Origin of the sequence: Devosia sp. MC532, from assembly GCF_016461625.1 — a bacterium.
Classification (GTDB): Bacteria; Pseudomonadota; Alphaproteobacteria; order Rhizobiales; family Devosiaceae; genus Devosia.
The window spans coordinates 37,120-60,132 of sequence record NZ_JAEMNZ010000002.1 but is presented as its reverse complement, the minus strand read 5'-3'; the positions used below and the strand labels follow the sequence as shown (position 1 = coordinate 60,132).

The 23,013-nt window shown below is 58.7% G+C and carries 23 protein-coding genes; 14 read left to right on the top strand and 9 right to left on the bottom strand.

Annotation, left to right across the window (positions count from 1 at the left end; translation table 11 throughout):
- Positions 1-23: 23 nt before the first annotated feature.
- Both JHC09_RS03305 and JHC09_RS03300 read left to right on the top strand, forming a co-directional pair.
- Positions 24-1,223, top strand: a complete 1,200-nt coding sequence (locus JHC09_RS03305; RefSeq protein ID WP_199530814.1) for an MFS transporter — start codon at positions 24-26, stop codon at positions 1,221-1,223.
- 92 nt (positions 1,224-1,315) lie between these two features.
- Entirely contained in the window at positions 1,316-2,461 is a 1,146-nt protein-coding gene (locus JHC09_RS03300; protein ID WP_199530813.1) for a GGDEF domain-containing protein, read from the top strand.
- Here the strand turns inward: JHC09_RS03300 and JHC09_RS03295 are convergent, their stop codons facing one another.
- Positions 2,462-2,914, bottom strand: coding sequence for a GatB/YqeY domain-containing protein (locus tag JHC09_RS03295; RefSeq protein ID WP_199530812.1), 453 nt, complete (start codon positions 2,912-2,914; stop codon positions 2,462-2,464).
- A 190-nt stretch (positions 2,915-3,104) separates the two neighbouring features.
- On the opposite strand from JHC09_RS03295, the gene carA reads away from it, so the two are divergent.
- Positions 3,105-4,316, top strand: coding sequence for a glutamine-hydrolyzing carbamoyl-phosphate synthase small subunit (gene carA / locus JHC09_RS03290; protein ID WP_182394129.1), 1,212 nt, complete (start codon positions 3,105-3,107; stop codon positions 4,314-4,316).
- 127 nt (positions 4,317-4,443) lie between these two features.
- On the opposite strand, the gene JHC09_RS03285 is transcribed toward carA, so the two are convergent.
- The 3 genes from JHC09_RS03285 to JHC09_RS03275 form a co-directional block, all read right to left on the bottom strand.
- The gene (locus tag JHC09_RS03285) at positions 4,444-5,970 is read right to left on the bottom strand and encodes a glycosyltransferase (RefSeq protein WP_199530811.1); all 1,527 of its coding nucleotides are present in this window, start codon (positions 5,968-5,970) and stop codon (positions 4,444-4,446) included.
- Between the two features lie 50 nt (positions 5,971-6,020).
- On the bottom strand, positions 6,021-6,962 hold the full coding sequence (locus JHC09_RS03280; RefSeq protein ID WP_199530810.1) for a neutral zinc metallopeptidase: 942 nt from the start codon (positions 6,960-6,962) through the stop codon (positions 6,021-6,023).
- 93 nt (positions 6,963-7,055) lie between these two features.
- Positions 7,056-8,540, bottom strand: a complete 1,485-nt coding sequence (locus tag JHC09_RS03275; RefSeq protein ID WP_199530809.1) for a mannitol dehydrogenase family protein — start codon at positions 8,538-8,540, stop codon at positions 7,056-7,058.
- Positions 8,541-8,671: 131 nt separating this feature from the next.
- Between JHC09_RS03275 and JHC09_RS03270 the strand changes: the two genes are divergently transcribed.
- The 5 genes from JHC09_RS03270 to JHC09_RS03250 all read left to right on the top strand — a co-directional run bounded on the left by JHC09_RS03270 (position 8,672) and on the right by JHC09_RS03250 (position 13,825).
- Positions 8,672-9,580, top strand: coding sequence for a sugar kinase (locus tag JHC09_RS03270; protein WP_248306517.1), 909 nt, complete (start codon positions 8,672-8,674; stop codon positions 9,578-9,580).
- A 74-nt stretch (positions 9,581-9,654) separates the two neighbouring features.
- Complete coding sequence (locus JHC09_RS03265) at positions 9,655-9,987, top strand: type II toxin-antitoxin system PrlF family antitoxin (protein ID WP_199530808.1); 333 nt, start codon at positions 9,655-9,657, stop codon at positions 9,985-9,987.
- Between the two features lies 1 nt (position 9,988).
- A complete protein-coding gene (locus JHC09_RS03260; protein WP_199530807.1) occupies positions 9,989-10,453 on the top strand; it encodes a type II toxin-antitoxin system YhaV family toxin in 465 nt (154 codons plus the stop codon).
- A 62-nt stretch (positions 10,454-10,515) separates the two neighbouring features.
- On the top strand, positions 10,516-11,496 hold the full coding sequence (locus tag JHC09_RS03255; protein ID WP_199530806.1) for a ribonuclease: 981 nt from the start codon (positions 10,516-10,518) through the stop codon (positions 11,494-11,496).
- A 343-nt stretch (positions 11,497-11,839) separates the two neighbouring features.
- Positions 11,840-13,825 carry a bifunctional 2',3'-cyclic-nucleotide 2'-phosphodiesterase/3'-nucleotidase gene (locus JHC09_RS03250; protein WP_199530805.1) on the top strand — a complete coding sequence of 662 codons (1,986 nt, stop codon included), beginning with the start codon at positions 11,840-11,842 and terminating at the stop codon, positions 13,823-13,825.
- A 32-nt stretch (positions 13,826-13,857) separates the two neighbouring features.
- On the opposite strand, the gene JHC09_RS03245 is transcribed toward JHC09_RS03250, so the two are convergent.
- Entirely contained in the window at positions 13,858-14,307 is a 450-nt protein-coding gene (locus JHC09_RS03245; RefSeq protein ID WP_199530804.1) for a MarR family transcriptional regulator, read from the bottom strand.
- Positions 14,308-14,408: 101 nt separating this feature from the next.
- Between JHC09_RS03245 and JHC09_RS03240 the strand changes: the two genes are divergently transcribed.
- The gene (locus JHC09_RS03240) at positions 14,409-14,840 is read left to right on the top strand and encodes an organic hydroperoxide resistance protein (RefSeq protein WP_199530803.1); all 432 of its coding nucleotides are present in this window, start codon (positions 14,409-14,411) and stop codon (positions 14,838-14,840) included.
- Between the two features lie 37 nt (positions 14,841-14,877).
- Here JHC09_RS03240 and JHC09_RS03235 read toward each other — a convergent pair whose 3' ends face one another.
- The 3 genes from JHC09_RS03235 to yghU all read right to left on the bottom strand — a co-directional run bounded on the left by JHC09_RS03235 (position 14,878) and on the right by yghU (position 17,805).
- Positions 14,878-15,798 (bottom strand): flagellar motor protein MotB, encoded by a 921-nt coding sequence (locus JHC09_RS03235; protein ID WP_199530802.1) that lies wholly within the window; start codon positions 15,796-15,798, stop codon positions 14,878-14,880.
- Between the two features lie 24 nt (positions 15,799-15,822).
- Entirely contained in the window at positions 15,823-16,686 is an 864-nt protein-coding gene (gene motA / locus JHC09_RS03230; RefSeq protein ID WP_199530801.1) for a flagellar motor stator protein MotA, read from the bottom strand.
- Between the two features lie 246 nt (positions 16,687-16,932).
- The gene (gene yghU, locus JHC09_RS03225) at positions 16,933-17,805 is read right to left on the bottom strand and encodes a glutathione-dependent disulfide-bond oxidoreductase (RefSeq protein ID WP_199530800.1); all 873 of its coding nucleotides are present in this window, start codon (positions 17,803-17,805) and stop codon (positions 16,933-16,935) included.
- Positions 17,806-17,904: 99 nt separating this feature from the next.
- On the opposite strand from yghU, the gene JHC09_RS03220 reads away from it, so the two are divergent.
- The 3 genes from JHC09_RS03220 to JHC09_RS03210 all read left to right on the top strand — a co-directional run bounded on the left by JHC09_RS03220 (position 17,905) and on the right by JHC09_RS03210 (position 19,861).
- On the top strand, positions 17,905-19,020 hold the full coding sequence (locus tag JHC09_RS03220) for a class I SAM-dependent RNA methyltransferase (RefSeq protein WP_199530799.1): 1,116 nt from the start codon (positions 17,905-17,907) through the stop codon (positions 19,018-19,020).
- Positions 19,021-19,100: 80 nt separating this feature from the next.
- Positions 19,101-19,298 (top strand): CsbD family protein, encoded by a 198-nt coding sequence (locus JHC09_RS03215; protein ID WP_169196469.1) that lies wholly within the window; start codon positions 19,101-19,103, stop codon positions 19,296-19,298.
- A 194-nt stretch (positions 19,299-19,492) separates the two neighbouring features.
- Positions 19,493-19,861, top strand: coding sequence for a response regulator (locus JHC09_RS03210; RefSeq protein WP_169196470.1), 369 nt, complete (start codon positions 19,493-19,495; stop codon positions 19,859-19,861).
- A 52-nt stretch (positions 19,862-19,913) separates the two neighbouring features.
- Here the strand turns inward: JHC09_RS03210 and JHC09_RS03205 are convergent, their stop codons facing one another.
- Positions 19,914-21,119 (bottom strand): PQQ-dependent sugar dehydrogenase, encoded by a 1,206-nt coding sequence (locus tag JHC09_RS03205; protein ID WP_199530798.1) that lies wholly within the window; start codon positions 21,117-21,119, stop codon positions 19,914-19,916.
- Positions 21,120-21,258: 139 nt separating this feature from the next.
- On the opposite strand from JHC09_RS03205, the gene JHC09_RS03200 reads away from it, so the two are divergent.
- Both JHC09_RS03200 and JHC09_RS03195 read left to right on the top strand, forming a co-directional pair.
- Entirely contained in the window at positions 21,259-22,182 is a 924-nt protein-coding gene (locus tag JHC09_RS03200; RefSeq protein WP_199530797.1) for a diacylglycerol kinase family protein, read from the top strand.
- Positions 22,179-23,009 carry a metallophosphoesterase gene (locus JHC09_RS03195; RefSeq protein WP_199530796.1) on the top strand — a complete coding sequence of 277 codons (831 nt, stop codon included), beginning with the start codon at positions 22,179-22,181 and terminating at the stop codon, positions 23,007-23,009. The genes JHC09_RS03200 and JHC09_RS03195 overlap by 4 nt, the downstream gene beginning before the upstream one ends.
- Positions 23,010-23,013: the final 4 nt, after the last annotated feature.

Below are 23,013 nucleotides of genomic sequence, written 5' to 3'. Positions count from 1 at the left end.
CCTCCCAAACCGGTCGCCTTTTTATGTCTGTGCCTCTCCTCGCGCTTTTCCTGACTGCTTTTGCTTTCGGCACAGCTGAATTCGTTATTGCCGGCCTGCTCCCCGAAGTCGCCCTCGGCCTGAACGTCTCCGTTCCCGTCGCTGGCTATCTCATTTCCGGTTACGCCATCGGCATTGCCGTCCTTGGTCCGCTGCTGACGCTGGCGACCAAGAGGTTCAATCGCAAGACCACAGTCGTTGTGCTCGGCGCACTCTTCGCCGTGGGTCAGGCGCTCTGCGCCATCGCGCCCAATTTTGAATTGCTCATGACGGCCCGTGTCTTCGTCTCGGCGCTCCACGGCGCATTCTTCGGCATGGCCTTCGTGATTTCCACCGGTCTGGTGCCGCCCGAGCGTCGCGGCTTTGCCGTTGCGCTTGTTCTCTCCGGCCTCACCGTTTCAAATGTCATCGGTGTGCCGCTGGGCACGGCCATTGGTCAGCTGTTCGATTGGCGCGCGACGTTCTGGGCTGTGGGTGCTCTCGGCCTTATCGCTTCAATCGTCATCGCCGTTTTCCTACCCAAGACTGCGGGTTCTGAATCAACCCAGTCTAGTTTTGCCCGCGAATTCAAGGCGCTCGGCCGTCAGCAGGTCTATCTGGGCCTCGCCATCGCGACCTTTGTGATGCTGGCACAATACGCCGTCTTCACCTACATCGCCCCGCTTTATCTCGAAGTGACGCGCCTCGAGGAAGAAATGGTTCCGATCATGCTGCTGATCTACGGTGTCGGGGCCACCATCGGCGTGTTTCTGGGCGGGCGTTTGGCCGATTGGAACCTCGGCAAGTCCATTGTCCTCGTTCTTGCCGGCCAAGTCCTGCTGTTCGCGTCGCTCTATTTTGTGGCGCCCTACCCGCTCGCCATGGGCATCACCACCTTCATTTGGGGCGGCGTCAACTTTGCCTTTGGCTCGCCCTTGCAGTCGCGCATGCTCCTCTGGGCCAATGACGCGCCAAACCTGACCTCGTCGCTGATCCCAACCGGCTTTAACGTCGGCATTGCCGTGGGCGCGATCTTATCCGCCAATCTGCTTGAGCAAGGCATGGGCTATCACAACCTGCCTTGGGTCGGCACGGTCGTCATCACCGTCGCGCTTCTGCTCGCCGTCATTTCGGTGGTCTGGGAAGCCAAGAGCACCAATCGCCCCCCTACTGGCGATGCCGACACCATAATTGTTGCGCACTAACCACAAACACTGACGAGCAAACAATTTGTCAGTTTAAATTAACACATCGTACGGACTTCCTTCCTATCTAACCTCCCTAGGGGGGCCGTACGATGATCGACTTAGAGACGCTGCGCGTAGCGGTGGCCATTTCTAGCGCGTCATTGGCGATAGCTCTGGGAATTGGCTGGCACTACTCAAGAACGCAGACGTTCCTCGCCCATGGCGCACTCGGTGTCGCTGTCGTCGTCATCGGACTTACGGCTATGACGCTCATGGGTGGTCTCTACACCCCTTGGTACAATTTAACGCCCTTTTGCATCGTGCTTGTCGGCCTCAGCGGCATCTATTCGGCAACACGGCGTTTCCGCTCCGAGTCATCGAGCATCTTGCCACCCGTCGTAGCCGCAGTCAGCTCTGTGGCCCTCGCGCTCGCCCCTGCCATTGTGAACTTGTCAGGCGTCAGCGCCCTCATGCTCAACGGGGCTTCAGGGGTCATTCTTTTGCTCTGCGCATTTGAGAGTTGGCGCGCCCGCAAAGAATCAAGACTAGCGATCACCGCCAACGCCTTTATCTACACTCTCACCGGCATTTCGTTCCTCAGCTGCTCCTACGTAATTCTGATAGAGCAGAGCTGGTATCTAACCACTATCCCCAAAAACTGGGCAGAAGACTTCAACACGGTCATGTCGCTGATCGGGGCGACGACCATTGGCGCCCTTACGCTGACTCTGCACCATGCGCGTTCCGCTGCACTACACAAGGACGAAGCGAATACCGATCCACTAACGGGTGTCCTCAATCGCCGCGCCCTCTTTAATCGTCTAGAGGCTGTGCCGTCCTGCGAAGGTCATGCGGTCATCATGTTTGACCTCGACCATTTTAAGCAGGTCAACGACCAATTCGGCCACGAATATGGTGACAGCGTCCTGCGCCAGTTCGCGCTCGTCCTCAAACAGCACCTTCGCAATGAAGACCCCATCGCGCGATTGGGTGGTGAAGAGTTCTGCGTCGTCGTCAAAATTGAGGGCAGAGATAACGTTCAGCAAATTGCCGACCGCATTCGGCGCGCATTCGTTGCGCTGCGCATTCCCGGTGGCCCACAAGGCAAATTCGCGACGGTCAGTATTGGCTTGGCGCTCGGTTCCCCAGAGGAAACTTTCCCTGCCGCCCTACGCCGCGCCGATGCGGCGCTATATGAAGCAAAGCGAGCCGGACGCAATCAGGTCCAGATCGCTTCACTCAGATTGGTGGCGTGATTAGGCCGAAAGAGTCGAGCGAACCTGGCCGCTCACCTTACCAAAATCGATTCGGCCCGGATAATCGGCGCGCAACTGGGCGATAACCTTGCCCATGTCCTTTGGCCCTTCGGCCCCTACGGCAGAAATTGCTGCTGTAATTGCCGCAGAGACTTCTTCTTCGGTCAAAGGCTTAGGCAGGAACTCATTGAGAATATCAATTTCTTCCTTCTCGACGGTGGCGAGATCGGCGCGACCGGCGCCAACATAGATCGCGAAGCTCTCTTCGCGCTGCTTCACCATCTTCTGAATAATGCCCAAAACCTCGTCATTCGTGGCTGGACCCTTGCCATCACCGCGATTTGCAATGTCACGGTCTTGCACCGCCGCATTGATTGCGCGCAATGTTGCTGTGCGGCGCTGATCACGGGCTTTAAGAGCCTGTTTCAGACCCTCGCTGATGTCTTCGCGCATGTGGTTTTGGCTCCTTGCTATGCAAAATCTTGCCCCCATATAGGCATTAAAGCGCAGCTACGCCACTTGCGTTGATCGCTTTGGCCTTCTAAGGAAAGGCCTCAACCGACATCTTCACTGCGCGACACGCTAGGCCCCAAGCTTAGGTCCTTGTCGCGCGACCGTATAAACCGAGCCTTGGAGACCCAAAGTGACCGGCTGGCAAAACACACCCGCGACCGCAGTTCTAATTCTGGCTGATGGCACGCGACTTGAAGGCCAGGGCATCGGCGCCGTCGGTCATTCGGCAGGCGAAGTTTGCTTCAACACCGCCATGACCGGCTATCAGGAAGTCCTCACCGACCCGTCCTACGCTGGCCAGATCATCACCTTCACCTTCCCGCACATCGGCAATGTCGGCACCAACGACGAAGACATTGAAACCGTTAACATGGCTGCCCTCTCCGGCATCCGTGGTGTCGTGCTCAAGGCTGACATCACCAATCCTTCGAACTATCGCGCCGCTGAAAAGCTCGACGCATGGCTCAAGAAGCGTAACATCGTCGGCATCACCGGCATCGACACCCGCGCCCTCACTGCGTTGATCCGTGAAAACGGCATGCCGAACGGCGTGATCGCGCACGAACCATCGGGCATTTTCGACGAAGCCTCGATCAAGGCTGAACTCAACGCCTTCCCGGGTCTTGAAGGTCTCGACCTTGCCAAGGAAGTCACCACGGCTCAGACCTATCATTGGGACGAAGCCAGCTGGGAATGGAATAAGGGCTACAGCGCCCTCGAAAACCCAGACTTCCACGTCGTCGCCATCGACTTCGGCGCCAAGCGCAATATCCTGCGCTGCCTCGTTGATCAGGGGGCCAAGGTCACTGTTGTTCCGGCCACTGCAACCGCAGCGGACGTGCTCGCGCACAATCCAGACGCAGTGTTCCTGTCCAACGGCCCCGGCGATCCGGCAGCGACTGGCGTTTACGCTGTTCCAACCATTCAGAAGCTGATGGAATCCGGCAAGCCAATGTTCGGCATCTGCCTAGGTCACCAGCTGCTCGGTCTGGCTCTTGGCGGCACCACATCCAAGATGCATCAGGGCCACCACGGCGCGAACCATCCTGTGAAGGATCTCACCACTGGTAAGGTCGAAATCACCTCTATGAACCACGGCTTTGCTGTGGACGCCGAAAGCCTGCCTGCTGGCGTCACCCAGACCCACATCTCGCTGTTCGACAACACCAATGCTGGCCTTGCGGTTGATGGTAAGCCGATCTTCTCGGTTCAGTACCACCCAGAAGCCTCCCCAGGCCCACAGGACAGCCATTACCTCTTCACGCGCTTCCTCAACCATGTCCGCAAGCAAAAGGGCATGGCCGAGCTCCCAGAGCACCAAGCTCCCGGCGCAGCAGCGTAAGACACGGAAAAAGAAAAACCCGGCTCCGGCCGGGTTTTTTGTATCAAGCGTCAGGTGCCGCCAAGTTCTCGAACCAGTCCCTCCCCTACCAGGGGGAGGTTAGGTGGGGGTATTCTCGCAAGCGCTTTTACCGCCCCGTCACCGCGGTAACATTGGGCAGCGCCGCAACATCAAAGCCCGCATCACGCGCCGCAATCGCCAGCCCTGCCGCATCGCGGTGGAACTTCATCGGCTCCACCGCAAACAGAACCCCCGCCGCAATCACATCGGCGCGCACAAACATCACGTCAGTGCCAACAATCGTCACCGGCGCGATCTGGAGGGGACGCAAATCGACCAGCGGCAGACCTGAAGGAGAGGCCACGCGCGAGACGACGCCCCCCAATGCCCCGGCCCGATACAATCCCTTAAAAATCAAATCTGAATACAGCAGCGTATCCTCATTGCGGCTCTCACCCGTCGGCGAAACCACATCGAGCGTCACAACGCCCTTATCCGCGCCCACAAGCGCCTCTACAGCGCCCGCAGCCAATTCCACCAGCCTGCCGTCAAGGATGAGGCAGTGCTTGCTTCCCGCCGCCGCCAACATGCCATTGTGTTGCTGGGCCGCGCCCTCGGTCGCCGGGAACACTTCAAAGCCAAATCCGGCCGCTGCCAGCTTCGCGCTCACCGCGCCGATCACTTCTGGCGTGCCGCCAAACAGCCCAAAGCTCAGCTTTTCCCGATCATAAGTGATCGACGTCAACACCGTGCCAATAGCGTCCCCGCCCTGCCCCAAATCGACCGCCACGAAAACCTCAGGCCAGTCGGTAAACCGAGCAAACTCTTGCTTATGGAAAATCCGACGCGCCGCCGTAAACTTCGTCTGTGCAATCTGCGGATTGGTCTGACGACGCCACCACCATTGGATCTTGTTTGGCACCTTCCAGAATTCTGGCCCCTTATAGAAAAAGGGCATGAACCAGCTGTTGCGCCAGAGGTGCGAGACGAGCGTCGGCTTCCCCCGACCGATCACGGTGAACTCAGCTTCCACAGCGTCCGCATAAGCGTCCGACATTGGCGCGAACGTGCCATGCCCCGATTGGGGGCTCCACCGATCCGGCAGCAGCACATCTGGCCGCTCGTCCTTGGGCGCTCGCAGCGCCACGCCATTGACGAGACGCGGCCCCGTCGCATCCACCACGTCATTGCTGGCCGCACAGCGCGCCATCGCGTCCATGCAGCGTTCCCAGAACTTGTGCCCCGGCACCGAGCCCATGAACGCATTGCACAGCACAAACGGCATGCCGCGATACAGCCCGTCGTTCTCTTCGACATGGCGTTCCGGCTCCGCGCCGACGAAACACTCTGTCTCCTCGATCAGCTCATCAATCCGCGCCTTGGGCAGCACATCGAGATCGGCATAAATCCCGCCCTCATGATGCAGCACGAAAAAACGCCACGCATCGGCGCGGAAAATCCCCGAGCGATAGCCATCATAGGTGGAGAGGTGTTCCGGATAATGCTCGGCAATCAACGCCCGGCAATCCGCATCGTCCCAGAGCTTTAGCTCAAAATCGGGGTGCGTTCGCTGCCATTCATCCCAAGTGCGCTGCGCAAACTTCGTTAGAGTTTTTGTCTTCCACGTAAAGTGTACGACTTTAGGGATGCTCATAAGAAAAAGGCCCGGGCAATAAACTATGCCCGGACCTATAAATCACAAACTTAGACGTTGCCAGTAAACGTATCGCAGGCGCCGGGATCGCCGGTTTCATATCCACGCTGGAACCAGTCTTTACGCTGCGCCGACGTGCCGTGGTTGAACGTCTTAGGCACGGCAAAGCCCTGCATCCTCTTTTGCAGCGTATCGTCGCCAATCTGATTGGCCGCGTTCAGTGCTTCGTCAATGTCCCCGCCTTCGAGCAGGTTTTGCTGCCCAGCGTGGTTCGCCCAAACACCTGCATAGCAGTCTGCCTGCAGCTCAACGCGCACCGAATAGGCATTGGCCTGTTCCTGGCTCATGCTGGCCCGGCGCTGGTTAAACTGAGGCAGAACGCCAGTTAGGTTCTGAACGTGGTGGCCCACTTCATGCGCCAACACATAGGCCTGCGCAAAGTCGCCGGGCGCACCAAACTTGCGGTGCAGCTCGTCGTAAAAGCTCAGGTCAATGTAAACCTTGCTATCCGCCGGGCAATAGAACGGCCCAACCGAGGAGTCCGCTGCGCCACAGCCCGTGCTCACCGCATTGGTGAACAGCACAACATTTGGCTCAGGATAATCCTCGCCGATTTTGGCGAATTCTTCGTTCCAGAGGTCCTCGGTTTCCCGAACCACAACAGCGACGAAATCGGCAAGTTCATCTTCGCCCTCAGCCGGCAATTGGCGAGAACTCGATGATGACGGCGCAAAACTCGAACCAGCCCCGCTGCCGCCTGCGAGCATATCCAGCGGGTTCTGCCCCGTCGCAAACCAGATAATGCCCAGCACGACGACAATGCCGATCAGACCGGAAATCCCGCCTTTGCCACCACCGCCGCCGCCGCCACCCATAGGGATGCGAAAGCCGCCACGCTGGCCTTGTCCAAAGCCACCGCCCAGTCCACCGCCGCCACGTTGACCGCGTAGGTCCTGCACATTGGAGCTGCGCTCCCTCCCACGCCACTTCATGTCGCGCCTCTCAAAAATTCTTTCAACACAGATGAAAAGTAAAAAAGCGCGGGTGAAGTTCCCGCGCCTTTCGCATTCGCTCTGCTTCTGTCGCTATTCCTGCGCCGACAGTTGATAATTGGCAACGGTTTCATGCGCCCCGTCTTGCCAGAAGCTCCATAATTGCTCGAGCACAGCGTTGCGGAATACCTCATTATCGATGAGATCGGTGCCGAAGATCGACTGGATGGACACCAGCCCGTTGAAATAGGCTTCCGGATCCTCGCCTGCGTCTGCCGCTATAGCGAGCAGTTTCAGCGCCAACGGATCCCGCACGTCGATCTCATTGCCCTCTTCGTCGATCGCCATCACATAGCGCATCCACGCCGCGACACCCAAAGCCAGACGATCAATGCTCTGCCCCGCCGCAAGGCGATCCCGGATCGTCCCCAGCAAGCGCTGCGGCAGCTTCTGCGAGCCGTCCATAGCAATCTGCCAAGTGCGATGCTTTAGCGCCGGATTGGCAAAACGCGCGAGCAACTGATCGCGATACGCTTCCAGATCAACACCGGGCATGTCGAGGGTCGGTATGACTTCTTCCGTCATCAACCCATGCACCAGCTCGCGGTAGTCTTCGTCGCCAACCACTTCTGCGATATACTCATAGCCACCGAGATAACCGGCATAGGCCATGGTCGAGTGCGAGCCATTGAGCATGCGCAGTTTCATATGCTCGAACGGCTCAACGTCCTGCACCAGTTGCGCCCCGACCTCTTCAAACGCCGGACGGCCATTTGGGAAATAGTCTTCAATCACCCATTGGGTGAACGGCTCAGTCATGATCGGCCACGCGTCTTCCGCCCCGATCAGGCTCGCAACCTCTTCGCGATCGGCATCGGTGGTGGATGGCACAATGCGATCAACCATGGTCGATGGGAAAGCAACGCCCTTCACCCATTCGCCCAGTTCCGCATCGCGCTTGGCCGCAAATGCTGTGACGATGCGCTTGGCCGTCTGCCCATTGTTCGGCAGATTATCGCAGCTCATCACCGTAAACGGCGCGATCCCTGCCGCCTTACGACGCGCCAGCGCTTCCACCAGCATCCCCGGCGCCGATTTCGGCACGCTCGGGTTGCTCAGATCGTGCTGGATATCGGCGTGGTTCAGGTCCAGATCACCCGTCGAAGGTTCGTAGCAATAGCCCTTTTCTGTCACCGTCAGCGACACAATGCGAACCTCAGGGCTCGCCATTAAGTCGAGCAGCGCGTCGCGCTCAGTATTGGCGTCCATCACCTTAAGAATCGAGCCAATCACGCGCGGATGTGTCCCCGCAGCGTCGCGCACAGCAATCGTATAGAGCCCGTCTTGCGGCTCCAAAGCGTCCTTGGTGTCAGGGCGACGCAAGCTCGCGCCAACAATGCCCCAGCTCGGATCCTTGCTCAGCAGATCGTCGACATAGACCGCCATATGCGCGCGATGGAACGCACCAATGCCCAGATGCACGATCCCTGCCGTCACCGCGCTGCGGTCATAATTCGGAACAGTAATGCCTGCCGCCAAAGTCGACACGGTCTTCTGATTGAGGCGTTGCTTGCTCAAATCGATCTCCTCATATCCACACCATCTTGTATGGAAGTTTGACGCAGGTTAGGAGCCTGTTTAATGATCCCATCTTGCTCGCGCAAGACCGCACCTGCATAAGCGAGCAAAGACATTTGGAGGGAATGGCAGTGTCGCAGCGTATCGTATCCATCGGTGAGTGCATGATCGAGATGAGCGGCGGCGAAGATCGCAGCTATCGCCTTGGCTATGCTGGCGACACACTCAACTCCGCTTGGTACCTGCGCGCCCTCCTCCCCGACGCATGGAAAGTCGATTATGTCACCGCTCTGGGGGCTGACAAATACTCCGGCGACATTCGTAACTTCCTCCAAACCAACAACATCGGCACCGATCATATCCAGACCATCCCGGCCCGCCGCCCCGGTCTCTATATGATCCACCAGGAAGCAGGCGATCGTCACTTCACCTATTGGCGCGACATGTCTGCGGCTAAACTTCTTGCCGACGATAAATCCGCCCTCGCCGCTGCCGTTGAAGGCGCAGACCTCGTCTATTTCTCCGGTATCACCCTCGCCATTCTGGCCCCCAAGGCCCGCGGCCGCCTCCTCGGCGCCATCGTAAAAGCGCGCGACAATGGCGCCAAAATCGCCTTCGACACCAATCTGCGCCCCGCTCTCTGGTCGTCGCCCCGCGTCATGGCCTCTGTGCTCACTGCTGCCGCCAGCCTTTGCGATATTGTCCTGCCCACCCACACCGACGAAGCCCCCCTCTTCGGCGACGCGACAGTGGACGACACCGCCAACCGTTATCTCGAGCTCGGCGTTGAAGAAGTTGTCGTCAAAGACGGCTCCAAAGAAGCCCTCATCGCCACCGCCACCGAGCGCGTCCGCATGGCCCCGCCCCCTGCCGCATCCGTGGTCGACGCCACCGGCGCTGGCGACAGTTTTAACGGCGCCTATCTCGCCGCGCGCCTGCAAGGCAAATCCATCACCGAAGCCGCTCAGGCCGCCCACCGCACCGCAGGCATCGTCATCGGCCACAAAGGCGCACTCGTCGATCCAGCTTTAGTGCGCTGACGAACCCATGTAGTCGCAATATTGCAAAGGTAAGGAATTTCCATTACCTTTTGCATTCCATGAGAGGTTGCGTGATGACATCGGTTCTTAAAGAAGAAAGCACCATCACCGCCAAGGGCCAAACCACCGTACCAAAATCGGTGCGTCAGGCCTTGGGCGTCGATTACGGTGGCCGCATCACCTTCACCGTTGATGCGCAGCGCCGTGTCATTGTCGAAAAAGTTGAGGACGAGGCTACAGACCCGGTCGTCGGCAGCTTCCTCAATTTCCTCGCTCAAGACATGGCGGCCAATCCCCAACGGTCCATCGTCCCACTGACGCCAGAATTGCTCTCTCGGGTTGCCGCGCTGGTAGCAGACCTTGAAAGCGATCCAGGCGAGTCAATCGACGGCGAGACGGTGCTTTAGCATGCTCACCGTCAACGGTTGGACCCTGCTTGCCCATCCGCTGTTTGTTCAACAACTCGAAAAACTCACTGCGGCCGTTCAGGTCCTGAAGGCCAAAAAGCCCGACACCTACGCGCAAAACGCCAATACCAAGCTTCTCGCGGCGCTCTATCGGTTAGCCTTCGAAATCATTCCTTCTGATCCGACCGCCACCGTCTACAGGCAAGGGGCAACACTGGGACCGGACTACAAGCATTGGTTCCGCGCCAAGTTCGGTGGCGGACGGTTCCGACTGTTCTTCCGCTACGATACCGCGTCCAAGATAATCATCTACGCTTGGGTGAATGACGAGAATTCCTTGCGCACATACGGGTCCAAGACCGACGCCTATCACGTCTTTAAATCCATGCTAGACGGTGGCACCCCGCCCGATGATTGGCCCGCGCTTCTTTCTCAAGCGCAGCCAATCGATGTCGAAGAAGCCTAGTCCAACTTTGCATTTCCGCGACAATTTCCGTTAGACTGACCAAGTACTATCCGAGGACCACCATGCTGCGCAGATTGACCACTCTTGCCTTTGCCTTGATCTGCGCTCCAGCCTACGCGGAGGTCCCTCTCTCGGGCACATTCACCGCCGCCGAAGCCTGCCCAGCATTGCAATCAATCAGCCGCGAAACCAATCCCGGCAACATCACCACCAAGGCTGGCACGCAGTACGAGCTGCTCGCGGGCAACCGCACCCCGCCGACCCATGTGCGTGTTCGGGTCCCCGGAGCGCAGCCCGATTTGCGCTGGGTGAGCGTCGCATGCGGGTCCTCTCCTGCCCTCACGGGCGAAGTCCCCAGTCAGCCAACGCGCAATGCCGCATCAGCGCCCAAGCAACACTATATTCTCGCCGCCAACTGGCAGCCGGCCTTCTGCGAAACCGCACCGCGCAAAACCGAGTGCCGCAATCAGCGCCCCAATAGCTTTGAGGCGACAAACTTCACTTTGCATGGCCTCTGGCCACAGCCCAAAGACGCCGAATACTGCGACGTCTCCAATCGCGACCGCTACGCCAGCCAGGACGGTCGTTGGCGCGACCTGCCGCAACTTGACCTCACCATCGCCCAACGTCGGGAACTCGACGTCGTCATGCCCGGCAGTGCCTCAGGGCTTGATCGCCACGAATGGGTCAAACACGGCACCTGCTATGATGGCACCCAGCGCGACTATATCGACGCCTCGCTCTTTCTTATGCAGGCCCTCAACGACTCCGAAGTCGCGCACCTCTTTTCGGAAAGCATTGGCCGCCGCGTCGCCATTGATCAGGTCCGTGCCGCCTTTGATGCCAGCTTTGGCCGTGGTGCGGGCGACCGTGTCGCCATGGATTGCGAGACCGATGGCAACCGCACCATCATCACCGAACTGCGCATCGCGCTTGCGGGCGAAATCACCTCACCAGACGATTTCGCCGATCTCGTGCGCGCAGGCACGCCGCAACGCCACACCTGCCGCTCTGGCCACGTCGACGCGGTCGGACTGCAATAAGCACAGACCCGAGATTTGTTATCGCGCCGCCCCGTGGCGCGATCCGCCCTGCTCGCCCGGCGCATTAACTCCCTGTCAGGCCGTAGTTTTATTCCCTTCACGCGCATTTCGGTGTGTATCAGACACGCCCTAAGGCATTGATTTTCCGCGCCAATTTCATCTCCTCATTTGCTTTGACCAAGCGATCAAAACCGTCCTACGCTCCTCACGTCGTCGTCATTGCCGTGTCACAGCACGCCGCCATGAAGAGACCACGCTAGGAAAACTGGCGCACAATGACCGGTCGAAAAGCCGGGTTCGGGAGCACGCCCCCGCACAAGCATTGGTCAGAGGAGAGGTAAGCATGAATTTCTTCCCGAGCATTTCCCGCCGTGCGTTTCTCGCCGGCTCCGCCAGTGTCGGGGCCGCAGTCGCCCTGCATCCCTTCGCGGTCTTTGCGCAAGCCAATCAGGCCCATCTGCGCATCATCGAAACCACCGATATTCACGTCGCCATCCTGCCCTATGACTATTACGCCGACGGCGCCAATGACACGATGGGCCTCGCCCGCACCGCGACAATCATCGAGAACATCCGCGCCGAAGCGGGCAATGCCGTGCTCTTTGACAATGGCGATCTGATCCAAGGCAATCCGATGGGCGATTACATGGCCTATGAAAAGGGCCTCAATCAGGGTGATATCCATCCCGCCATCAATGCCCTCAACACCTTGGGCTATGACGCTGCCACTCTGGGCAATCACGAATTCAATTACGGCCTCGAATACATGGACCGCGCTCTCGCGGGCGCAAAATTCCCCTATGTTTCGGCCAATGTCGTGCGCGGCGTAGATCTGGGCGAAGACCCAACCGACGACGACACCTATATCGCGCCCTATAAAATCATCGAGAAAACCCTCCTTGATGGCTCGGGCGCTGAACACACGATCAAAATCGGCGTCATCGGCTTCGTCCCCCCGCAAATCCTCACTTGGGATTCAACCCATTTGACCGACAAGGTTGTCGTCCGCGACATGGTCGAAACCGCCCAAGCTTGGGTACCAAAAATCCGCGAAGAAGGCGCTGATATTGTCGTCGCCCTCGCCCACACGGGCATAGAAGCTGGCCCCCATGTCCCCGGCATGGAAAACGCCGCGCTCCAACTGGCCGCTGTTGACGGCATCGACGTTGTCCTCACTGGCCACCACCACCGTGTCTTCCCCGGCAAGGACTATGAAGGCATCGAGGACGTCGACACCGTGGCAGGCACACTCAACGGCAAGCCAGCCGTTATGCCGGGCTTCTGGGGCAGCCACATGGGTCTGGTTGATCTGCTGCTCGAAGTGGATGCGAGTGGCAAATGGACCATCGCCTCGCACACCTCCGAAGCCCGCCCGATTGTCGAACGCATCGACAATAAAAACGTCCCAACCGTCGTGTCTTTCCCGGCCGTTGAAGCTGCCGTCGCAACCGAACATCAGGAAACGCTGGACTATATCCGTCGTCCGGTTGGCGAAACCTCGGCCCCGCTCCATTCCTATTTCGCCCTCGTCGCCGACGACCCATCCATTCAAATCGTCACTCAGGCTCAGTCTTGGTATCTGACGCAAATGATGATTGGCACCGAATGGGAAATGCTGCCCATCCTCTCCGCCGGTGCGCCGTTTAAAGCTGGCGGCCGTGGTGGTCCGGATTACTACACCGACGTGCCCGTCGGCCCGGTGGCGATCAAAAACGTCGCTGACCTTTATCTCTATCCCAACACCATCCAAGCAGTTCTGATCACCGGTGCGGACGTGAAAAACTGGCTTGAACGCTCAGCGGGCATATTCAACCAGATCGAAAAAGGCGCGACCGACGCCCAACTGATCAACCCCGCCTTCCCGTCCTATAATTATGACGTTATCGACGGGGTCACCTATAAGATCGATCTCACCCAGCCGTCGAAATATGCTGCGGATGGCGGTGCGCTCGAAAACCCCGACGCGAACCGTATCGTTGATCTGCAATTTGACGGTCAGCCCATCGATCCGGCGCAGCAGTTCATCGTCGTCACCAATAACTATCGCGCTGGCGGCGGCGGCGGTTTCCCCGGCATTGGCCCGGACAAAATCATCTTCATCGGCCCCGATACCAATCGCGATATCATCGTCCGCTACATCATCGAGCAGGGCACCATCGACCCCAAGGCCGACAGCAATTGGTCCCTCGCCCCAATCGGCGACACCACTGTGCTCTTTGCCACCGGCCCAAAGGCCGCCGACAAAGTGGCCGATGTCACTGCCGTTAAGATCGAAGCGACCGGCGATACCGATGAAGCCGGTTTCGGCATCTATCGCATCGCGCTCTAAACGGTTCAGGGGGAGAGGCTCCGGCCTCTCTCCTACTTTTCTGCCAGCGCCGCATCCAAGCGCTCGCGCAAGGCCAGTAGCTCAGCGCGCATGGCCGAAATATCGTCCATCGCCAATCCTGTGCCCTTGGCCACGGCCAGTGGCACCGCCAAAGCCTTGGCTTTGAGCCCCTGCCCCGCCTCGGTCAGCCCTATCCGCACCTGCCGCTCGTCATCCGCATCGCGCTTTCGCGTCACCAGCCCCCGCGCTTCGAGCCGCTTTAACAAGGGCGTTATTGTGCCACTATCGAGGAACAATCTCTCCCCGAGCGCTTTGACTGTGATGTCATCCCTTTCCCAAAGCACCAGCAAAGCGAGGTACTGCGGATAGGTCAGCTCCAAGGCATCCAGCCTCGGCTTGTAAAACCGCGTAAAGGCATGCCCCGCCGCATAGACGGCGAAACACAGCATATTGTCGATCGTCGGCATGGTCTCGTCAGCCATCGCCCTACCCTCGCTAAGTTGCAAAAACAGCCTACATAAAAAATAAATTGCGCGCAATTTGATTGCGCACTATGAATTATCCATCTTCAAGGAGAACTGTCATGAGCATCAAATCTGCAGTCTACACCGCCCACGCCCACACCACTGGCGGCCGCACTGGCACCAGCAAGACCGACGATGGCCGCCTAGAAGTTACTCTCGATACGCCCAAGGCCATGGGCGGCAATGACGGCCCGGGCACCAATCCCGAACAGCTGTTCGCCGCTGGCTACTCCGCCTGCTTCCTCGGCGCGCTCAAGGCTGTTGCCCGCGCTGAAAAGGTGAAAATCCCAGACGAAACCACCATCGACGCGTCCGTCTCCTTCGGCGAAAACGCCAAGGGCATTGGCTACAATATCGCCGTCGCACTCAAGGTCAGCATTCCAGGCTTTGATCACGCCGAGGCCGAAGCTCTCGTGGAAAAGGCCCACCAGGTCTGCCCCTATTCCAATGCCACCCGTGGCAATGTCGACGTCACCCTGACGGTCGCCTAAAACAAAAAAGGCGGTGTCCACAGACACCGCCTTTTCTTTATGGCGTGAGGCCTACCGGAACCGGTGGCGCTTGGTGCAGAACGGTAATTCTCACCCGTTCATTGGCAGCCATATAAGGGTCATTGGGGAAGAATGGATCGTCCGTCGACCGGCCGATCACCGACTTCACCCGATCATCGCTCAAACCAAACTCGCTCAAGATCGAGCGCGTGACATTGGCGCGATCCGCCGACAATTCCCAAGGTCCATAGCGCGGGTTATCAAAACGACCACCTGCCGCCGTATGGCCTGAAACAGACACCTGCGCATTGAGGCCCTGCAAAATCGGCGCAATCACCGAGATAGCCAGACGTGTTGGCTCCACCGGATACTTCGAGCCTTCCGGGAACATGCGCGCCCCCTGCTGCTCGACGATCTGGATGTCCAAGCCCTCTTCGGTCTCTTCAACCAGCAGATTGTCTGCAAATGGGGTCAGCTCCGGCAGCGACTGCCAGGCCTGCTTAATGCTCGCCGCAGCGCTGTGGAACGAACGATCTTCGGTCGCCCGCATCGATTCCGCGCTTTCAGCAGTTTCGGCGTTTTCTTCGCCCTGGCTCCGATCGGGACCACCAGAATTCACGTCAGCGGTGTTCTGCGCCGAACCCGTTGGGCTCGACAGCGAACTCAGCGACACTTCTTCAACCGAACCCGACATCATATTGCCGTCGCGTGCCATCGCCGTGCCGCCCAGCACACCACCGGCCCCGCTCATGGTTTCGCTGACAGAAGCGGGCGCGAAATAGTTCGCCAGCCCTTCTTTCTGCTCAGGCGTAGTCATGCTGATCAGCCACATCAACAGGAAGAAGGCCATCATCGCCGTCACGAAGTCGGCATAAGCAATTTTCCAAGCGCCACCATGGTGGGCGTGTTTGTGTTTCTTGACCTTCTTAATGATGATCGGTCGTTCTAAGTCCGCCATTCTGGCTTCTCCTTTCCGCCGACCTTAGCTGGTCGCCGGCAGGTTAGCTGTGGACGCTTCAACTTCGTTGAAGGTCGGACGAACTTCACTCATCAGCGCCTTACGGGCAAATTCGATCGCCATCACCGGCGGCTGACCGCCGATATGGGCCAGCATACCAACCTTGAGCGACAGGAAGTACTTGCCTTCCGACTCATAGGTGGAACGCAGGGACTGGGTGAACGGTGCAAAGAAGCCGTAAGCAACGAACACGCCGAAGAAGGTCCCCACCAGCGCGCCGCCGATCAGGTGACCCAAAACTTCTGGCGGCTCGGTAATCGCACCCATGGTCTTGATCACGCCCAAAACGGCCGCAACGATCCCAAGAGCTGGTGTACCATCGGCCAATGCCTGCATCGCGGTCACATTGCGCTCTTGTTCCTGATGGTGGGTTTCCAGTTCCTCATCCATCAACGCTTCAATTTCGTGCACATTGTTTGCGCCCATCGTCACCATGCGCATGTAGTCACACACGAACTGCACGGCGTGGTGGTTCTTGGCAAAAGTTGGGAACGCGTTGAAAAGCGTGGAATTGTGCGGGTCTTCAATATGGGACTCGATACCCAAGATGCCCTTCTGCTGGACGATCTTAAACATGGCATACTGCATGCCGAGCAGTTCCAGATATGCGGTCTTGTCGTATTTTGGGCCCTTAAACAGCGAGCCAAACATGCCCGGCACGGCCTTCAATACAGGCGCGCCGTTAGCAATGATGAAGGCACCAAGCGCAGCACCCAGAATGATCACGAATTCCCAAGGTTGCCACAGAACCTCGACATGTCCACCCATCATATAATAGCTGCCCAAAACGCAGGCAAAAACGACGATGGTTCCCAAGATAAGACGCATGGAGGTGACCGACCTAATACATTACGACACGAGCGACAAAAAACGGCGCAACCGCTTAGCGCGTAAGGATATTGCCTCGTATTGACTTAACGGGGGGTGTACTTCAGCCCCCAACAGGTAGCTAACGCCGTGGCAAACGGCGAAAAAATTGGTGCAAAACTGCAAACTCGGCGTACGGCGTAAACGCTGTGCAAACAAAAACCCCCGCCGAAGCGAGGGTTCGATGACGTTGATATTCCATTAGCGTTAGATTGTGCCGCGCTCCTTGCGGACGGCCAGCACGCGGTCAATGTCCGCTGCAGAGTGGCGCTCCGCCAGCATTTCATCTTCCGGACCCCAAGCGGTGTTGACGCACCGCCCGCGCTTGACCGGCTCACGTGCGTCGATCTCTTTGGCCCAGCGAATAACATTGGTGTAGATGCCCACATCCAAAAACTCGCCCGCATTGTAAGAGCGGTTCAATACCAAGCCGCCATACCAAGGGAAAATGGCGATATCGGCGATCGAATATTCGTCGCCCGCGATGAATTTGTTCTTGGCCAATTGCTTATCGAGCACGTCGAGCTGGCGCTTGGTTTCCATCGCATAGCGATTGATCGGATACTCAAGCTTTACCGGTGCATAGGCATAGAAATGCCCGAACCCGCCACCAACAAAAGGCGCACTGCCCATCTGCCACATCAGCCAGTTCATCACCTGCGCGCGATTGGCTGTGTCCTTGGGGTAAAACGCCCCAAACTTTTCGGCCAGATGCACAAGGATAGACCCGCTCTCAAACAGAGCGATTGGCTCCGCCCCTGAATAGTCCCACATCGCCGGGATCTTGCTGTTGGGATTGATCTCAACAAAGCCCGATCCGAACTGATCACCCTTGCCGATGTTAATCAGCCAGGCGTCATATTCCGCGTCATGTCCCGCCGCCAGCAGCTCTTCGAGCATGATGGAGACCTTCTGGCCATTTGGCGTCGCGAGCGAATGGAGTTGAAACTTATGCTTCCCGCGCGGCAAGACAGCGTCATGGGTCGCGCCCGCCGTTGGGCGATTGGTGCTGGCAAAAGCCCCACCATTGCTTTGATCCCACTTCCAGACTTTTGGCGGCACATATTCTGCATCAGACATGGCGTAACTCGGCTAAAAGAACTGGCACAACTATATCGTCATTTGCCGATGAAGCAATGTCCCATTGCTCTTAGCCGCACTCCCCGGTAATTCACCAGCATGACCACCTCCCTCCTTGAAATCTATCTCGTCGCCACGCCGGGCCTTGAAGCCCCACTTGCTCAAGAAGCCGTGCAAGCGGGCTTTACTGACGCCAAAGTCACTGATGGCGGCGTTACTTTCATGGGGACGTGGGGCGATGTTTGGCGCGCCAATCTCACCCTGCGCGGCGCCACCCGCGTGCTGGTGCGCCTCACCAATTTCCGCGCCATGCACTTGGCGCAGCTCGATAAGCGTTCACGCAAACTCCCTTGGGCCGAATGGCTCCAGCCCAATGTTCCCATCACAGTTGAAGCCAGCTGCAAGCGTTCGCGGATTTATCACGCCGGGGCCGCCGCCCAACGCGTCGCCACCGCGATCACGGAAACCATCGGCACGCCCATCGCCGAAGAGGCAACTCTTCGCATCATGGTCCGCATCGAAGACGATCTTGTCACCATCAGCGTCGACACCACAGGCGAGTCCCTTCACAAGCGCGGCTTCAAGGAAGCGGTCAACAAAGCTCCTATGCGCGAAACCATGGCCGCCATGTTCCTGCGCCAATGTGGCTTCGACGGTTCCGAGCCAATCCTTGATCCTATGTGCGGCTCGGGCACCTTCCCGATTGAAGCCGCTGAAATCGCCGCTGGTCTCCTGCCCGGTCGCGCCCGTTCCTTCGCCTTTGAACAGCTGCCGGGTTTCAAGCCAAAGGCTTGGGCCGAGCTGCGCGCTGCCGTCCCGCCGAGCAAGACGACCGATATCCGTTTCTACGGCTCCGACCGTGATGCGGGCGCCATCCGTATGGCTGGAGAGAATGCCGAACGCTCCAGCGTTTCAGCCCTCACGGTATTCGAGCAAAAGAACATCGAAGACCTCGCCCCACCGTGCGAGCAGCCTGGCATCATCATCGTCAATCCGCCCTATGGCAGCCGCATTGGCCAAAAGGGCCCGCTGATCGCCGTCCACAAAACCCTCGGCACCGTGCTGAAGACCCGCTTCAAGGGCTGGCGCGTTGGCATTATCACCGCCGATAAGCAGCTCGCCCAGGCCACCGGTCTTAAATTTGAACCCCAATTGCCCACCGTGCTGCACGGCGGCATTCGTGTCGCCCTCTATCGTACCGCGCCATTAACCTAAGCCAATCCGTTTCCGATCAAGGGAACGCTCTGCCCCCTCGTCCATTGGGGACCCATCGCAACTCTCTAAGGAGAATGAAGATGGACTGGAACCGTATCGAAGGTGGCTGGAAGCAGTTTGCTGGCAAGGCCAAGGAACAGTGGGGCAAGCTCACTGACGACGACATCGCCCAGATCAATGGCAACCGTGAACAGCTCGAAGGCAAGCTTCAAGAGCGTTACGGGAAAACCAAAGACGAACTCCGCAAGGAAGTCGATGATTGGTCCAGCCGCTTCTAAGCGCTCAAACCCCTCCCACCGGAGGGGTTTTCTTTTTGTGGGCAAGCACAGGGGTCAGCGAGCGACCCGCTCACTCCGTAAAATTTGAACCAAATGCTAACCATAATCTCAAGCTTGCCCGATCTCGGCGCAACCATCGTCCACCCAAGCCCTTGAATGCGCAGCGTCACCCTTCACCACCTAGGTCCTGACCCATGAGCCCACTCAAGCGCCTCCTCGTCGTCGAAGACGATGCCTTACTGCTTCTATTCCTGATCGACGATCTCGCCGAACGCGGCTTGGAAGCCGTTGCCGCCAGCAGCGCCCGCACGGGTGCCCGTCGCATGGCTGAAAACATCGACGCGCTCATCACTGATATCGAACTGGGCGACGGCCCCAATGGCTTGGCCCTGGCCCGCCTCGCGTCCCAATATCGCCCCGGCCTGCCCATCGTAATTGTCTCTGGCGGCGTCACGCCCAAGCCCGAGGACCTCCCCAAGGGCGCGATCTTTATTCCCAAACCCTACAGCATCGACCGGATACTCTCCGCTTTGGAAAAGCAGCGCGTCACCCGCGCCGCCTAAACACAGCAAAGTCAGAGCGCAGCACTATGGCCGCGCTCCGATCTGGCGGGCGTTAGTCGCCCTGGCTAATCCGCACGATTGTCGAGCCACCGCCCTCAGTCACTGCATAGATCGCCCCATCAGGCCCGACCTTCACATCGCGTACGCGCGCGCCGACAGGAATGCGCTCTTCGTGCTTCACCCGTTCGCCATCCATGTGCAGCACCACGACGGCCTTGCCCACAAGCCCACCAACCAGAAATGCGCCGTCCAGCTCAGGGAATTCATTGCCTTCATAATAGGCCATGCCTGAAGGCGCGATCACCGGGTCCCAATAATAGACCGGCTGCTGGGTTTCTGCGTCCGCGGTCACACCCTGCCCAATGGCTTGCCCTGAATACTCGACGCCGTAAGCGACATCTGGCCAGCCGTAGTTAAGGCCAGCTTCGGGCAGGTTTAGCTCATCGCCACCGCGCGCGCCGTGCTCGACGACCCACAGCCGGCCCTCGCCATCAAGGGTTGCCGACTGTGCATTGCGATGCCCAAAGCTCCAGATTTCCGGCAGTGCCCCCTCAACGCCAAGCAGCGGATTATCCGCCGCCGCCTTGCCCTCACCATCGATCTTGAACACCTTGCCCAGACCGCTGGCGAGTTCTTGCGCTTGCGGCCGCATCGGACGATCAGACCGCTCGCCGACCGTCACAAAGAGCGACCCATCAGCGGTTGGCACGATGCGCGAGCCGTAGTGCTTATCCCCGTCATAGCTTGGGGTTTGACGGAAGATAACGTTGACGTCTTCGAGCACTGCGCCGCCCTTGTCACCCGCCACCAAAACCGCCGAGGCGACACTGGTCCCGTTGCCATCGCTCCGCGGCTCGGCAAACGAGAAGAAAATCCGCCCCGAGGTTTCAAAGTCATAAGCCAGCGCCACGTCGAGCAATCCGCCCTGCCCGCGCGCATCAACCGCTGGAACGCCCGCAATCGGCGCGCTCACCGTCCCATCCGGCGCAACAATATGCATCGCGCCTTCTTTGGCCGTCACCAGCATGCGCCCATCGGGCAGAAATTCCATGGCCCAGAGATGCGGCAGCCCCTGCGCAATCACTGTGCTCTTGGTCTTGAGCAAGCTGTCGGGTTGGGTCGAGCGCGTCTGCCCTTCAAACGCTGGCACCTGCCCGCGCCCATTTGCTTCCCCGACCGGAACAGGCTCGCCCTGCGCCACCGCACCAGCAACCATCAAGGCCCAGACGGACGTTATCGCCACGATCTTCTGCACCATCTCGTACTCTCCTTAAGTGTTGTTCGATCAGTATAACTGATCTGTGCCCGCTTCGTTCAACCACGCGTCTGCAACGGGATCGCGACTGACGCGTTGAACCCCCAATCGCATTCGCCGAGAGCACGGGGCGCCCTTCTGCATGTCTGAAAATCGCTATCACGTCATTCTCAATGCCAATTCTGGCACCGCTCATTCCTTGGGTGTCACCAAGGAATCCCTCCAAGCCCTCTTTGAAAGCCACGGCCTCAACGCCGAAATCGACGCCGATTCCGACAAGGATTTCGGCGAGCGCATGAAGGCCGCTGTCGACAGCGACGCCAATATCATCGTCGCCGCCGGTGGCGATGGCACCATAACCGGCCTCGCCGATGTGCTCATCGAAACCGACAAAGCCTTGGCCATTCTCCCCTTGGGCACGGTCAACGCTCTCGCCAAAGACCTCAAAATCCCCCTAGACCTTGAAGAGGCCGTCGCCTCACTCACCACCGGTCAACCCGCTCAAATCGACGTTGGCGAAGTCAACGGCAAAGCCTTCCTCCATAAAGTCGTGGTTGGCGTCATTCCCGGCATGGCCGCCGCCCGCGAGCACATCCGTGGCAGCGAAGACCCCACCGCCAAAGTGGGCCTCGTCCGCTACATGTTCCGCCGCATGCAGCGCGCCAAGCGCATCGCCGTCATCTTCGAGCGCGAAGACGGCACCCGCTCCATCGAGCGCCTGCAATCCCTCGCCGTCTCGTCTAACGCCTATGACCAGGGCCTTGGCCGCTTCTTTTCGCGCTCCAAGCTCGATCAGGGCTTCCTCACCCTCTACACGCTGCGCCACCTCCGAACCTGGGACTTTTTCCGCCTCGTCTTCGGCATGCTGTTTGGCAAATGGCACAGCGACCCCGAACTCAATATCGAGACCATGAAAGCGATCACCGTCAATTTCCGCAAACCTCAGATGCAGGTCATGTTCGACGGCGAAGTCATGCTTCTCGATACCCCCATGGTCTTCACCATCCGCCCCTTGGCCCTAACCGTCATCGTGCCTGAAACTGTATCGACTGAGATCGCCGCGTGAAAATCCTTCATATCTCTGACCTCCACTTCGGCAAGCATGACCCCGTTCTTGCCGAAGGCTTTGCCGACGACATCAACGCGCAAAACCCCGATCTGATTGTCGCCAGCGGTGACTTCACCCAGATCGGCACCAAAGAAGAATTCATTCAGGCGCGGGTCTTTCTCGACAAACTGAACGCGCCGATTTTCGCCGTTCCGGGCAATCATGACGTGCCCGCCGTCAATTTCGTGCGCCGCTTCCTCGATCCCTATGGCCTTTATAAGCGCTATATCTCGCGCCAGCTCGAGCCTTTCCTCGAAATGGATGGCGTCGCCATCCTTGGCATGCGCACCTCGCGCCGCTTCCGCCTCGAATGGAATTGGGGCCACGGCACCATCTCCCGAAACCAACTGGCAGATCTCGAAGCCCGCTTCTCCCGCGCGTCCCCACATGCGGTCCGCGTCATTGTCGCCCATCACCCCCTGCTCTATCCCACCGAGCAAATGGCGCAGAAAGAAGCGCGCACCGTCAAACGCGCCGACGACGCCCTCATGCGCTTTTCTGAGCTTGGGGTCCGCCTCGTCCTCTCCGGCCACTTTCATCTGTCGTATGTGCGCAAGCATGAACCAGCCTCTAAAAGCCGCGAAGGCGAGCCGATCGGCGTCAGTAAATCCACCGCCGCGCCCATCCTTGTCGCGCAAGCGTCCTCGGCCATTTCCACCCGCCTGCGCGGTGAGCCAAACGCCTACAATCTGATCGACATCACACAAGATCAGATCACGGTCACCGTGCGTGAATGGCGCGACGGCTCCTGGATCACACGAGACAAGGCCTCGGAGCCCGTCTAACTTG